This is a genomic window from Micromonospora sp. NPDC004551, from assembly GCF_040609975.1.
Classification (GTDB): Bacteria; Actinomycetota; Actinomycetes; order Mycobacteriales; family Micromonosporaceae; genus Micromonospora.
Genome location: NZ_JBEXLM010000014.1, coordinates 1 through 12726 on the forward strand (window position 1 = coordinate 1; position 12726 = coordinate 12726).

Sequence of the window (12726 nt, forward strand, 5' to 3'; positions counted from 1 at the left end):
TCGCGGTCGTCGCGGAGTTTGCCGACGAGTTCGGCGGTGAGGTGCTGGGCCTCGGCGGCGCTGCCGCCGTTGCCGGCCACCAGCAGCCGCCCGCCGGTGGCCAGCCGGTGCGCCACCTCCCCGCCCCAGCGGGCCAGCAGCTGCTCCGCGTCGCGCAGCGGCAGCAGCGCGGCGGCCAGCCGGGTCAGGTGGTCCTCCAGCACCGTCCCCCCGACGGCCGGCGTGGGCGCCGCCATCAGGCGACCACCCGGGTGGGCCGGCGCACGGTGGCCACCTCGGCGTACAGCTCGGCGAGCCGGTCGGCCGTGGTCGACCACGAGTAGCGCCTGCGGGCCCGTTCCAGGGCCGCGGTGGCGTAGGCGAACCGGCGGATCCGGTCGCCGAGCAGCCCGCGGATCGCCGCGCCGAGCGCCGCCGGGTCGCGGGCGGGCACCAGGTCGCCGGTCCGGCCGGGCACCACCGTGTCGATCAGTCCGCCGACGGCGGTGCCGATCACCGGTACGCCGCACGCCATCGCCTCCAGCGGGGTGAGCCCGAACGGCTCGTACCAGGGGGCGGCGACCAGCACGTCCGCCGACCGGTACCAGCGGCCCATCTCCTGCCGGGGCACCGCCCCGAGCAGCTTCACCCGGTCGGCGATCCCGCGGGACTCGGCGAGCGCGCGCAGCCGCAGCGCGTACGGGTCGGTCTCCAGCAGCCCGGCCGGCGGGCCGCCGACCACCACGCACTCGGCGTCCGGCACCAGCGCGGTGGCCCGGATGACGTCCTGGAAGCCCTTGCGCTCGACCAGCCGCCCGACGGTGAGGATCCGGGGCCGGGCACCGTCCCGCTCGGCGACCGGACCGAGCGGCGCGAAGGTGGACAGGTTCACCCCGGACGGCACGACGGTCATCCGGGACCGGGGCACCCCCATCCGGACCAGCTCGGCCACCTCGTCCTGGCACTGGGCGACCACCCGGTCGACGGCGCGGCCCAGCCGCCGCTCGTGCGCGACCCGGCCCGGTGGGCTGGTGTCCTGCGCGCCCTGGTGCCGCCGCTTGACCGTGCCGAGCGCGTGGTACGTCTGCACCACCGGCACCCCGGTACGCCGTGCGGCGGCCAGCCCGGCCAGGCCGCTCATCCAGAAGTGCGCGTGCACCACCTCGGGCTGCCAGTCGCCCGTGCGCCACCGCTCGGCCAGCCACTCCCCGAACGCCGGCATGTACGGCAGCAGGTCGTCCTTGGCCACCGGCTCGGCGGGCCCGGCGGGCACGTGCACCACGTCGTACCCGTCCGGGGCGCGGACCGTCACCGGCAGGTCCACCGCGTCCAGCCGGGTGTACACCCGCACGTCGTGACCGGCGGCCGCGAGCGCGGCGGAGAGCTCCGCGACATGCGTGTTCTGGCCGCCGGCGTCCTCCCCGCCGAGGACGGCGAGCGGGCTGGCGTGTTCCGAGATCATCGCGATGCGCATACTTCCTCCTCCAGCAGCCGGTCCCAGTCGGCGAGGAAACGCTCCAGGCCGTAGCGGTCGCGGGCGGCGGTCCGGGCCGCGGCGCCGGCCAGGCGCGCCGCCGCCGGGTCGTCCAGCAGGCCCCGGGCCGCCTCGACCAGCACGTCGACCCGGGTGGAGAGGGCACCGGCCGAGGGCGGCACCGCCTCCACGGCCTCGGTGGTGGCCAGCGCCACCACGGGCATGCCCATGGTCATCGCCTCGACGAGGCTCAGCCCGAGCGAGGTCCACCGGCACAGGTGCAGGTACGCCCGCCGCTTCGCCAGCTCGGCGTGCATGGCGTGCTGCGGCACGTCGTCGTGGCTGGTCAGCCGGTCCGGCGGCAGGCCCAGGTGCTCGGCGAGCCCGGCCACCCTCATGCCGTACACGTCGAGCGGGGCGAGGTCGGCGAACCGGGCCAGCAGGTCGGTGCCGGTGACCCGCCAGCGGCGGACCGGCTCGTTGATGACCACGGCGAGGCGGTCCAGCTCGCCGGTCCACTCGACGGCCGGGGCGACCACCCCGTGCTCGACCACGGCGGTGCGGGTGCCGCCGTTGTCCCAGAACAGCTCGTTGAAGTGGGTGACGTGGGTGAGCAGCAGGTCGTCGCGGTCGGCCATCGGGTGCCGGGTGTTCGGCACGTCGCCCTTCGGGGTGTTGTGCTCGACGTAGACGGCCGGCACGTCCCGGCCGACCCGCCGGCCCAGCCACTCGCAGGCCAGGTCGAACTCCTCGGGCCGCTGGAGCAGCACCACGTCCACGTCGGTGCGGCGCAGCTCCTCCGGGGTCACCTCGACGGCGCTGTCCGGCCACGGATAGGTCCGCGCGCGGCCCAGCCCGTACGCGCCCCGGTCCGGGGTGACCGGCACCAGGTAGCGGTGCTTGCCGTGCACGAACGACGTGGTCCAGGATCCGTGCACGTGCCACACGAGGACGTTCATCCGACCACCCCGCGGGGGACGGTGACCAGCGGCTCGGGCGCGTCGGCGGGCACCCCGAGCAGCCACAGCGCCTCCAGCACCCGGCCCGGCTCGACGGCGGAGAGACAGGGGTGGCCGGGGACCGGGCAGCGCACGGCCCGGGTGTCCCGGCAGGCCGCACCGGCGTCGCCGAGCCGCACGGTGGGCACCCGGTACGGGCCCCACTGCCCGAACGGGACGGTCGGGGCGAAGAGGCTGATCACCGGCACGCCGAGCGCCGCCGCCAGGTGCGCCGGCCCGGTGTTGCCGACCACCAGCGCGCCGGCCCGCGCGACCACGGCGGCCAGTTCGCCGAGGCCCGTACGCCCGCCCAGGTCGAGACCACCCGCGGCGGCGACCTGCGCGGTCAGCTCACGCTCGTCGGGCCCGCCGGTGACCACCACCCGGTAGCCGGCCGCGCTGAGCACCCGCACGATGCGGGTGGCCAGCTCGAACGGGCAGGCCCGGGTCTCCACCGAGGAGCCCGGGTGCAGCACCACGTAGCCCGGCTCACCGGCGGCCGGAGCGGGGGGCAGCCGGTCGGTGCGCAGCCGCAGCCCCGGCTCGTCCCCGGCGGGCAGGGCGAAGCCGGCCGCCGCGGCGAGCGACAGCGCCCGTTCCGGCTCGGGCACCCCGACCGGCACGCGGTGCCGCACGTCGAGCAGCGCGCCCGGGTAGTCGTCGCTGATCGCGCTGATCCGCGGCACCCCCGCCATCCGCAGCAGCAGGGCGAGGGGCAGCGCCGACTGGTGGAAGGAGGTGAAGACGACCGCCTCCTCGGCACGGACCGCGGCGAGCCGGTCGACCAGGGCACGCGTTCCGGCCGGGTCGACCGGCGGGGCCGGGGCGTCGATCCACGGCAGCGGCCACTCGATGATCTCGTCGACGCCGGGCAGCAGTTCGGCCGCCGCCCGGCCGCGTGGCCCGCAGAGCAGCACCACCCGTTCCGCCCCGGCCGCCACGGCGCGGATACCGGGGCCGGTGACCAGCACGTCGCCGGCCGCGTCGCTGCGCGCCACCAGCACGGTGCCCCGCCGGGGCGCCGGCTCGGGCGCGGCCACGAGCCGCATCCGGCCCAGGATGGTGCTCACGGCGTCCGGCAGGTCGGCGGCCACGGTGGGCGCGGCGGCCACCTCGCCGGCCCGGGTGGCCGGGGTGGGCACCATGATGCCGGCGGCGCCGGCCGCCGCGGCGGCGGCCATGTCGGCGCCGATGTCGCCGACCAGGACGCAGCGGGTCGGCGTGGTGCCGAGCGCCCGGGCGGCGGCGTGCACCAGGCCGGGGGCCGGTTTCCGGCAGGCGCAGCGGTCCGGCTCGCCGTGCGGGCAGATCTGCCAGGTGTCGAAGGGGCCGAGCAGCTCCTCCACCCGGGCGTTGACCCGGCGCAGGTCGTCGGCCGTGAAGCAGCCCCGGGCCAGGCCGGACTGGTTGCTGACCACCGCCAGGCGCAGCCCCGCCGCGCGCAGCCGGTCCAGCGCCTCCCGGGCGCCCGGCAGTGGGCGGACCTTCTCCGGGTCGCCGTTGTAGGGCACGTCCTCGACGAGCGTGCCGTCCCGGTCCAGCAGCACCGCGTCGTACAGGCCGGACGGGAACCGGTCAGCACCCGGGTCAACCCGGGCTGACCTGCACTGATCCCGCTCGTGGTCCCGTCGCACGGGCGGCGGGTTCCCGACCCCCCGAGGAGTAAACATCAACTTCGGCGGAGCCGCCTCCGCCGGTGCCGCACGGCCGGTCCGCACCGCGCTTCCCGCCGGCCCGGTCCGGCGTTACCCACCGCCCCCGAGAAGCTAACCCCACCGCCTGTTAGCGGCGGTCGGGGCGGGGGTATGGGGTTCCGGTGGCGATTGTGGAGAAAGTGATCGACGCGTCCCCGCAGCAGGTGTTCGACGTGCTCGCCGACGGGTGGACGTACAGCGACTGGGTGGTGGGCACGGCGCACGTCCGGGACGTGGACGACACCTGGCCCCGGGTGGGCAGCCGGCTGCACCACAAGGCCGGCCCGTGGCCGGTCTCGCTCCAGGACACCTCCACGGTGCTGGAGTGCGACGCTCCGCACCGGTTCGTGGTGCGGGCCGGGCTGTGGCCGGCCGGCGAGGCGGTCGTGGTGTTCCGGCTGGAACCGCTCGGCGACGGCCGGACCCGCGTCACCATCGGCGAGGACTTCGCGGCCGGACCGCTGCGCTGGGTCCGCAACAAGCTCAACGATCTGGTGCTGCACCAGCGGAACAAGGAGACGTTGCGCCGGCTCTCCGACATCGCCACCCGGCAGAAGGTGGACCGGTGACGCAGCGGGTCGTGATCACCGGGGCCAGCGCGGGCGTGGGGCGCGCGGTGGCCCGGGCGTACGCGGCGCGCGGCGCCCGGCTGGCCCTGCTGGCCCGGGGCGCGGCCGGGCTGGCCGCCGCCGAGCGGGACTGCCGCCGGCTCGGCGCCGCCGACGTGCGCACCTACCGGGTGGACGTCGCCGACGCGGGCGCGGTGCAGCAGGCCGCCGACGACGTGGTGCACCACTACGACGGGCTGGACGTCTGGGTGAACGACGCGATGGTCTCGGTCTTCGCGCCGGCCTGGGAGATCACCGCCGCCGAGTTCCGCCGGGTCACCGAGGTGAACTACCTGGGCACGGTGCACGGCACGCTCGCCGCGCTGCACCACATGCGCGCCCACGGCCGCGGCGCGATCGTGCAGGTCGGCTCGGCGCTGGCCTACCGGGGCATCCCGCTGCAGTCGGCGTACTGCGCCAGCAAGCACGCGGTGCAGGGCTTCAACGACTCGCTGCGGGCCGAGCTGCTGCACGACCGCCCCGGGGTGAAGCTGTCGATGGTGCAGCTCCCGGCGGTCAACACCCCCCAGTTCTCCTGGGTACGCACCCGGCTGCCCCGCCACCCACAGCCGGTGCCGCCGATCTTCGCGCCCGAGGTGGCCGCGCGGGCCGTCGTCTGGGCCGCCGACCACGGGCCGCGCGAGCTGAACGTGGGCGGCCCGACCTGGCGGGCCCGGCTGGGCAACGTCCTCTTCCCCGGTCTGCTGGACCGGAAGCTGGCCCGGGACGGCTACGACAGCCAGCAGACCGACACGCCGATCGACCGGGCGGCCTGGCGCGACAACCTGGACCGGCCGGGCGACGACGAGCGGGACCGGGGCGCCGAGGGCGTCTTCGCCGACCGCGCCCGCGGGCGTTCGGCGGCGCTGTGGGTGAGCACGCACAAGCGGACGGTGTCCGTGCTGGCGCTCGGCGGGCTGCTGACGGCGGCCGGCGGGCTGACCCGCAGGCTACGGTGACCACCCACGCCGGCGAACGCTCCGGAATCCTCCGGGCGGGCGTCTGTGCGGACCGCGCGGAGAGGACTGGCTACCCTCTCAGGTGAACCTGTCGGCCGACCGAGGATGTCCGTGATGATCGAACCCGTGCAGTTGCCCTCCCCGTGGCGCGACGCACGCCTGACCGTCGTCGTTCCGACCTACAACGAGGCGGGCAACCTCCCGGTGCTGGTCGAGCGCCTCCTCGCGCTGCCGCTGCCCGGGTTGAAGGTGCTCGTCGCGGACGACAACTCCCCGGACGGCACCGGGGAGGTCGCCGACAAGCTGGCCATCGAGCACCCGGACCGGGTGCTCGTGGTGCACCGCCCGGGCAAGGAGGGCCTCGGCCGGGCGTACGTGGACGGAATCGGGCGGGCGCTCGACGACGGCGCCGAGTACGTCGCGCAGATGGACGCGGACCTGTCGCACCCGCCGGAGGCGCTGCCCGGCATGCTCGGCGCGCTGCTCTCCACCCAGGCCGGTGTGGTCATCGGCTCGCGCTACGTGCCCGGCGGCGAGCTGGACGAGAACTGGCCGCTCTACCGGCGCGCGCTCAGCGGCTGGGCCAACCTCTACGTGCACACCCTGCTGCGGGTGCGGATCCGCGACCTGACCGCCGGCTTCAAGATCTGGCGGGCCGACGCGCTGCGCGACATCGGTCTGCAGCGGGTGCAGTCCAACGGCTACAGCTTCCAGGTGGAGATGCACTACCTGGCCACCAAACTGGGTCACACCATCCTGGAGGTGCCGATCCGCTTCGAGGAGCGCCGCGAGGGCGCCTCGAAGATGACGACCGCCACCAAGATCGAAAGCGCGCTGATGCCGTTCAAGCTGCGCACCCGCCACCGCAACCTGGACACCTGACCGCCGGACCCGACCGACCCCGGTGCCACGTGCGGGCCCGGGGTCGGTCGCGTCTCAGCGGTAGACGCTGCGGTGGGCCGCCCCGATGACGCCCGCGTACAGGTCGCCGGTGAGCGCCCGGTCGCGGGCCAGAGCCGCCCGGGCGGCGTTCGCGCCCGGCGCGCCGTGCACCCCGCCGCCGGGGTGCGCCGAGGCGCTGGCCAGGTAGAGCCGGTCCACCGGGGTATCCGCACGGCCCAGGCCGGGGATCGGCCGCAGGAAGAGCTGCTGGTACGCGGCCGCGGTGCCACCGCCCAGCGCGCCGCCGACCAGGCTCGGCTCCGCCGCCTCCAGGTCGGCCGGACCGGCCACGTGCCGCCCGACGATCAGCGAGCGGAAGCCCGGGGCGGCCTCCTCCAGCACCTCCTCCATCCGCTCCACGTGCCCGCCGACCTCCTCGGCCCGCCAGTGCCGGCGGAACGGCAGGTGGGTGTAGGACCAGAGCGACTCGGTGCCCGGCGGCGAGTGGCCGGGGTCGGCCACCGACATCTGTCCCACCAGCAGGAACGGGTCCCGGGGCACCTCGCCGCGGGCCAGTTCCCCCGCGTACGCGGTGAGCCCGTTCAGGTCGGCGCCGAGGTGCACCGTGCCGGAGCCGGCCACCGCCCGGTTCTTCCACGGCACCGGCGCGGAGAGCGCCCAGTCCACCTTGAGCGTGGAGCCGTCCCACCGGAAGTGCGCCAGGTCCTCGACCAGCCGGGGCGGCAGCGCCGCCGCGCCGACGAGGTCCAGGTAGAGCGCGGGGGCGGGCACGTCGGCGAGCACCGCCCGCCGGGCCCGCCAGTCGGTGCCGCCGGCGGTGCGCACCCCCATGGCCCGGCCCCGGGCGGTGAGCACCCGGTCGACCCGGGCGCCGTACTCGATCCGGCCGCCCCGCTCGACGAGCCGGGCGACCAGCGCGTCGGTGATCCGCTGCGCGCCGCCGACCGGCACCGGCCAGCCGACCTGCTGGCCGAGCATGGCGAGCAGCCAGCCGTACACCCCGGAGCCGGCCTCCTCGGGTGACAGGTCGGTGTGCAGCGCGCAGCCGGCCAGCAGCGCCGGACCGCCCTCGCCCGCGAAGAGTTCGTCGCCGAGCTTGCGCACCGGCACCACGAGCCGGCGGGCCAGCCGCAGCGCGCCGGAGATCCGGAGCCGGCACAGCAGGGTCAGCCCGCCGCGCACCGGCGGGAACGGGCTGGTGATGGTGTCGAGCATCGGCTCGGCCACCTGGCACCAGTCGGCGTACGCCTGCCGCCAGCGGTCGCCGTCGCCGGGTGCGAACGTCTCCAGCGAGGCGGCGGTGACGTCCAGGTCCCGGTTGACCACGGCCGCGCGCCCGTCCGGCAGCAGGTGGGCCAGCACGTCCGGGGCGTGGGTCCAGGACAGCCCGTGCCGCTCCAGGCCCAGGCCGCGCAGCACCGGCGAGGCGTAGCCGAGCGGATAGAAGGAGCTGTAGAGGTCGCTGAGGTAGCCGGGAGCGGTCACCTCGGCGGAACGCACCGCCCCGCCCGGGACCTGGGTGGCCTCCAGCACCAGCACGTCCCAGCCCGCGTCGGCCAGCAGGTTCGCGGCCACCAGCCCGTTGTGCCCGGCGCCGATGACGACGGCGTCCGCGGTCGAAATCATCCGATCCGCCTACCCGGCCGGTTACCGGGCGAAACGCGTTTGCCTCGCCGGGGCCGGGGCATCCACTGCCGCATGTACACGGTTGCGCAGCTCATAGGTGGAGTCTGGGGTGCCGGTGGTGAGGGGGGCGAGCTGGTCGTACACGATCCGGCCGACGGCTCCCCGGTGACCACCGTGCCGATGGCGACGGCGGACGAGGTGGCCAAGGCGGTCGAGGCGGCCCGGGGCGCGGCGGCGGAGTGGGCGGCGACGGCCCCGGCGGAGCGGGCGGCGGCGCTGCACCGCGCCGCGGACGCGGTCGAGGCTGTCGCCGACGAGCTGGCGCAGGCCACCACGGCGGAGATGGGCAAGCCGCTGGACGACGCGCGGGGTGGCGTGGCGGCGGGCATCGGCACGCTGCGACAGTACGCCGAACTCGGCCCGGTGCGGGGCGGGCGGACCCTGCACGGCGCTCATTCCGCCCTGGACTTCATGGCCCCCGAGCCGCGCGGAGTGGTCGCCGCGATCACCCCCTGGAACGACCCGGTGGCGGTCTCCTGCGGCCTGCTCGGCGCGGCGCTGGTCACCGGCAACGTGGTGCTGTACAAGCCGAGCGAGCGCACCCCGGCGACCGGCTGGCTGCTGGCCCGGGCCCTGGACTCGGCGCTGCCGGCGGGGGTGCTGTCGCTGCTGACCGGCGGTGCCGAGGTGGGCGCGGCGCTCGCCGGGCAGGACGTGGACGTGATCGCCCACGTGGGTTCGACGGCCACCGGCCGGGCGATCGCCGCCGCCGGCGCCCGCACCGGCGCCAAGGTGCTGCTGGAGAACGGCGGCAGCGACCCGCTCGTGGTGGACGCGGACGTGGACCCGGTCTGGGCCGCCGAACAGGCCGCGCTGGGCTGCTTCGCCAACGCCGGGCAGATCTGCGTCGCGGTGGAGCGGATCTACGTGCACCGGGACGTGGCCGAGGACTTCGTCGACGCGCTGGTGGAGCGGGCCGAGGCGCTGACCGTGGGTCCGGGCCGGGACCCGGGTACCCAGCTCGGGCCGCTCGTCGACCGGCGCCACCGGGACCACGTGCACGGGCAGGTCACCGCGGCGGTGGCCGAAGGCGCCCGCCTGCGCACCGGCGGCAGTGTGCCGGACGGGCCGGGCGCGTACTACCCGGCGACGGTGGTCAGTGACTGCCGGCACGAGATGGCGCTGGTCCGCGAGGAGACCTTCGGGCCGGTCGCCCCGGTCGTCGTGGTCGACTCGTTCAGCGAGGGGCTGCGCTGCGCGGCCGACTCCCCGTACGGGCTGGCCGCCACGGTGCTGACCGGCTCGATGAGCCACGCCCACCGGGCGTGGCGGGAGCTGCCGGCGGGCACCGTCAAGGTCAACGCGGTGTTCGGGGGTGCGCCGGGCGGTGCGGCGCAGCCGCGCCGCGGCAGCGGCCAGGGCTTCGGGTACGGCCCGGAACTGCTCGACGAGTTCAGCACGGTGAAGGCCGTGCACATCGAGGCGCCGGGCGGCGGACACTGGTGAGCGGCACGACGACGGGAGCCCGGGACCAGCGAGGTCCCGGGCTCCCGTGTCGTCACCGGCCGGTCAGCGACCGCCGCGCGCCTTGCGGGTGGCGTTGTCGTTCGCCTTCTCGATCGCCTTGACCAGCTCCGGCTTGGTCATCCGGGACCGGCCCGGCACGTCGAGCTTCTTCGCCACCTCCATGAGGTGCTCCTTCTTGGCGTTGGCGTCCACGCCGCCGGCCGTGGGCGCCCGCCGCGCCGGGCCGCCGCCGGCCGCCTGCCGGTCGCTCGGGCCCTTGCGCCCCTTCGGCTCCCAGTGGTCGCCGACCTTCTCGAACTCGTGCTTCACGGCGGCGAAGGCGGTGCGGTGCGCCCGCTCCCCCTCGCCGTACGTCTCGACCGCCGAGTCGTGCGTCTTCTCCCAGGTCCGCTGCGCCTTGTCCGGGGAGCGCTTCAGCGTGCTGGGCAGTACCTCGCGCCCGGGCATCTCGTCCTCCTCCGTCTCCGTGGGATCCACTACGAATTCCCGCATGGATCCACGGCAAACCGGCCGCGGTTTGTCGGCTTCCCCCGCGGGGTACCGCCCGGGCCACCTGCCGGAGGTGCCCCGGCGGCGCGGAGGAGGCGGTCATGACGGCGACGGACGCGGCGGCCGGTGGCCGGCAGCGGGCCCGGATCCCCCGGCGGGTACGCCAGTTGAGCTGGGCAACCTGGCGCGGGGTGCTGGTCCGCGCCGGACGCAACTTCGTCAAGGACAACTGCGCCGACTGGGCGGCCGCGCTCACCTACTACGGCGTGCTGGCGCTCTTCCCCTCGACGATCGTGGTGGTCGCCCTGGTCGGGCTGGTCTCCGACGGTCCGCGCACCGTGGACACCGTGATCGGCCTGGCCCGCGAGATCGGCGCCGGCTCGGTGGTCGGCAACGACGCCTTCGTCACCGTCGTGCGCAACGTGGTGGAGCAGCAGGGTTCGGCGAAGGTGCTGCTGAGCTTCGGTCTGCTCGGCGCGCTGTGGTCGGCGTCCGGCTTCATCGGCGCGTTCACCCGGGCCTCCAACGCGATCTACGGCGTCGAGGAGGGGCGGCCGTTCTACCGGCTGCGGCCCGTGCAGATCGGGCTCGCCGCGGTGTCGCTGGTGCTGCTCGCCGTGGTGGCGCTGGGGCTGATCGTGAGCGGCCCGGTCACCGACTTCGTGGGCGACCGGCTGCACGCCGGGGGGCTCACCCGCCAGGTGTGGACGGTGGCGAAGTGGCCGCTGCTCGCGCTGGTGGCCATGACCCTGCTGTCCCTGCTGTTCTGGATCGCACCCAACGTGCGGCAGCCCCGGTTCCGCTGGCTCACCCCGGGCGGCGCGCTGGCCCTGCTGGCGTGGGTGGTCGCCTCCTTCGGCTTCGGCCTCTATGTGGCCAACTTCGGCTCGTACGACGTGACCTACGGCAGCCTGGGCGCGGTCATCGCCTTCCTGGTCTGGCTCTACCTGTCGAACTGCGCGCTCATGCTCGGTGTGCAGGTCAACGCCGAACTCCAGCGGGGCCGGGTGATGCAGGCCGGGGTCGAGGCTCCGAGCGAGCCCGTGCTGCCGCCCCGCGCCCCGGCCGATTCCTGACCGGCTTGGCCCGGTTCGGGGCCGATGCCCGGATCGGCTGGGCGCCGCCGGTTTACCGGCGGCCCCCTCGGGCATGTCTGTCGGCATGGAACGAGTCAGCAGCAAGCACTCGCCCAGGGTTGACGACAACATGGCTCAGGACGTCAGCGGCCTGGTCCAAGGACCGGGTGCCGGCGGCTCGCGTGTCGAGGAGTCCCGCCAGCCGGAGCCGGCCGGCGAGGACCAGCCGGAGCCCAAGACCATGACGGCCGGCGCGAGCCGCGGCGGCAACCCGCAGGGCATGAGCATGGACGACGTCGAGGGACGCAGTCGCCTCGGCCGGTTCATCACCATGACCGCCCTGCCCGGCGATCGCGACGCGCTGGTGGCCAACGCGCGGGAGAACCAGGCGCCGGCCGACATCGTCGCCGCCCTGGAAGGACTTCCCGAGGGCACCCGTTACCAGACGGTTTCCGAGGTGTGGGCCGCGCTCGGGCACACGAATGAGACGACGCGCTGGTGAGCGGACCGGCCCGCGGTCCGCGAGCAACACCGGCGGGACAGGAGGAACACTGACATGAGTGGCGTTATGGAACACGTGGACGTGGCCGTTCCGGTCCGCACCGCATACGACCAGTGGACGCAGTTTGAAGAGTTTCCGCACTTCATGGAGGGTGTCCAGGAGGTCCGGCAGCTCTCCGACACGATGACCCACTGGACGGTGGAGATCGCCGGCGTGAAGCGCGAGTTCGACGCCGAGATCACCGAGCAGCTGCCTGACGAGCGGGTGGCGTGGCGCTCCACCGGAGGCACCCAGCAGGCCGGTGTGGTGACCTTCCACCGCCTGGACGAGGGGAACACCCGGGTCACGCTGCAGATGGAGTTCGAGCCGCAGGGTGTGGTCGAGCAGGCCGGCGACAAGCTGGGCGTGGTCGACCGCCGGGCCAAGGGCGACCTGGCGCGGTTCAAGCAGTTCATCGAGCGGCGCGGTCAGGAGACCGGCGCCTGGCGCGGCTCGGTCGACCGGCCGACGCCCTGATCGTTCCCCCGCACACGAACCTCGATGGCCGCCGGCGCTCCGGCGGCCATCGCCGTGTCCGGGATCGTTTGCGATCATCCGGCCCGGGTACCGCAGGGGAATGACCGACAACGACAGCCACGTGTGGCGCGACGAGGAACGCACTCCCCTGCACGAGCTGGACCGGGCCATCGCCCGGTCGACCCTCGACGGGCAGGCGGACGACGCCACGGGCAACGACGCCGGTGAGGAGTCCGCGTTCGGCCACGGTCCGGAGGCGGTGGACCGGGGCGCCGGCCCGGAGGCCGAGCGCCGGGAGATGACCGACGCCGACCGGGCGTACCGGCCGTCAACCACCGGCCGGACTGGCCCGGACACCATGTGAGCCCGCCCCGG

13 protein-coding genes and 1 pseudogene are annotated in these 12726 nt (G+C 75.2%); 8 read left to right on the forward strand and 6 right to left on the reverse strand.

Annotated elements, in window-relative coordinates:
• The 4 genes and pseudogenes from ABZW14_RS17925 to ABZW14_RS17940 all read right to left on the reverse strand — a co-directional run.
• Positions 1 to 236, reverse strand: a pseudogene (locus ABZW14_RS17925) (phosphoheptose isomerase); the annotation flags it as partial.
• Complete coding sequence (locus ABZW14_RS17930; RefSeq protein ID WP_355347271.1) at positions 236 to 1453, reverse strand: glycosyltransferase; 1218 nt, start codon at positions 1451 to 1453, stop codon at positions 236 to 238. The gene ABZW14_RS17930 and the pseudogene ABZW14_RS17925, both read right to left, overlap by 1 nt.
• Positions 1438 to 2412, reverse strand: a complete 975-nt coding sequence (locus tag ABZW14_RS17935) for a glycosyltransferase (protein ID WP_355347274.1) — start codon at positions 2410 to 2412, stop codon at positions 1438 to 1440. Before ABZW14_RS17935 ends, ABZW14_RS17930 begins: the two co-directional genes overlap by 16 nt.
• On the reverse strand, positions 2409 to 4085 hold the full coding sequence (locus ABZW14_RS17940; protein WP_355347277.1) for an HAD-IIIA family hydrolase: 1677 nt from the start codon (positions 4083 to 4085) through the stop codon (positions 2409 to 2411). The genes ABZW14_RS17935 and ABZW14_RS17940 overlap by 4 nt, the downstream gene beginning before the upstream one ends.
• Before the next feature lie 182 nt (positions 4086 to 4267).
• Between ABZW14_RS17940 and ABZW14_RS17945 the strand changes: the two genes are divergently transcribed.
• From ABZW14_RS17945 to ABZW14_RS17955, 3 genes are all read left to right on the forward strand, one after another.
• The gene (locus tag ABZW14_RS17945; protein ID WP_355347280.1) at positions 4268 to 4714 is read left to right on the forward strand and encodes an SRPBCC family protein; all 447 of its coding nucleotides are present in this window, start codon (positions 4268 to 4270) and stop codon (positions 4712 to 4714) included.
• Positions 4711 to 5712, forward strand: a complete 1002-nt coding sequence (locus tag ABZW14_RS17950; protein WP_355347283.1) for an SDR family oxidoreductase — start codon at positions 4711 to 4713, stop codon at positions 5710 to 5712. Before ABZW14_RS17945 ends, ABZW14_RS17950 begins: the two co-directional genes overlap by 4 nt.
• A gap of 114 nt (positions 5713 to 5826) precedes the next feature.
• Entirely contained in the window at positions 5827 to 6594 is a 768-nt protein-coding gene (locus ABZW14_RS17955) for a polyprenol monophosphomannose synthase (protein ID WP_355347286.1), read from the forward strand.
• Between the two features lie 54 nt (positions 6595 to 6648).
• On the opposite strand, the gene ABZW14_RS17960 is transcribed toward ABZW14_RS17955, so the two are convergent.
• Positions 6649 to 8241, reverse strand: a complete 1593-nt coding sequence (locus ABZW14_RS17960; RefSeq protein ID WP_355347289.1) for an NAD(P)/FAD-dependent oxidoreductase — start codon at positions 8239 to 8241, stop codon at positions 6649 to 6651.
• Positions 8242 to 8313: 72 nt separating this feature from the next.
• Here ABZW14_RS17960 and ABZW14_RS17965 point away from each other — a divergent pair, with 72 nt between their 5' ends.
• Positions 8314 to 9747, forward strand: coding sequence for an aldehyde dehydrogenase family protein (locus ABZW14_RS17965; RefSeq protein WP_355347292.1), 1434 nt, complete (start codon positions 8314 to 8316; stop codon positions 9745 to 9747).
• Positions 9748 to 9810: 63 nt separating this feature from the next.
• Here ABZW14_RS17965 and ABZW14_RS17970 read toward each other — a convergent pair whose 3' ends face one another.
• Positions 9811 to 10215, reverse strand: a complete 405-nt coding sequence (locus tag ABZW14_RS17970) for a ChaB family protein (RefSeq protein WP_355347698.1) — start codon at positions 10213 to 10215, stop codon at positions 9811 to 9813.
• A 143-nt stretch (positions 10216 to 10358) separates the two neighbouring features.
• Between ABZW14_RS17970 and ABZW14_RS17975 the strand changes: the two genes are divergently transcribed.
• From ABZW14_RS17975 to ABZW14_RS17990, 4 genes are all read left to right on the forward strand, one after another.
• Positions 10359 to 11333 carry a YihY/virulence factor BrkB family protein gene (locus ABZW14_RS17975; protein WP_355347294.1) on the forward strand — a complete coding sequence of 325 codons (975 nt, stop codon included), beginning with the start codon at positions 10359 to 10361 and terminating at the stop codon, positions 11331 to 11333.
• An 85-nt stretch (positions 11334 to 11418) separates the two neighbouring features.
• A complete protein-coding gene (locus tag ABZW14_RS17980; RefSeq protein WP_355347297.1) occupies positions 11419 to 11835 on the forward strand; it encodes a DUF2795 domain-containing protein in 417 nt (138 codons plus the stop codon).
• A 54-nt stretch (positions 11836 to 11889) separates the two neighbouring features.
• A complete protein-coding gene (locus ABZW14_RS17985) occupies positions 11890 to 12351 on the forward strand; it encodes an SRPBCC family protein (RefSeq protein WP_355347300.1) in 462 nt (153 codons plus the stop codon).
• A gap of 100 nt (positions 12352 to 12451) precedes the next feature.
• Positions 12452 to 12715, forward strand: coding sequence for a hypothetical protein (locus ABZW14_RS17990; RefSeq protein ID WP_355347303.1), 264 nt, complete (start codon positions 12452 to 12454; stop codon positions 12713 to 12715).
• Positions 12716 to 12726 lie beyond the last annotated feature (11 nt).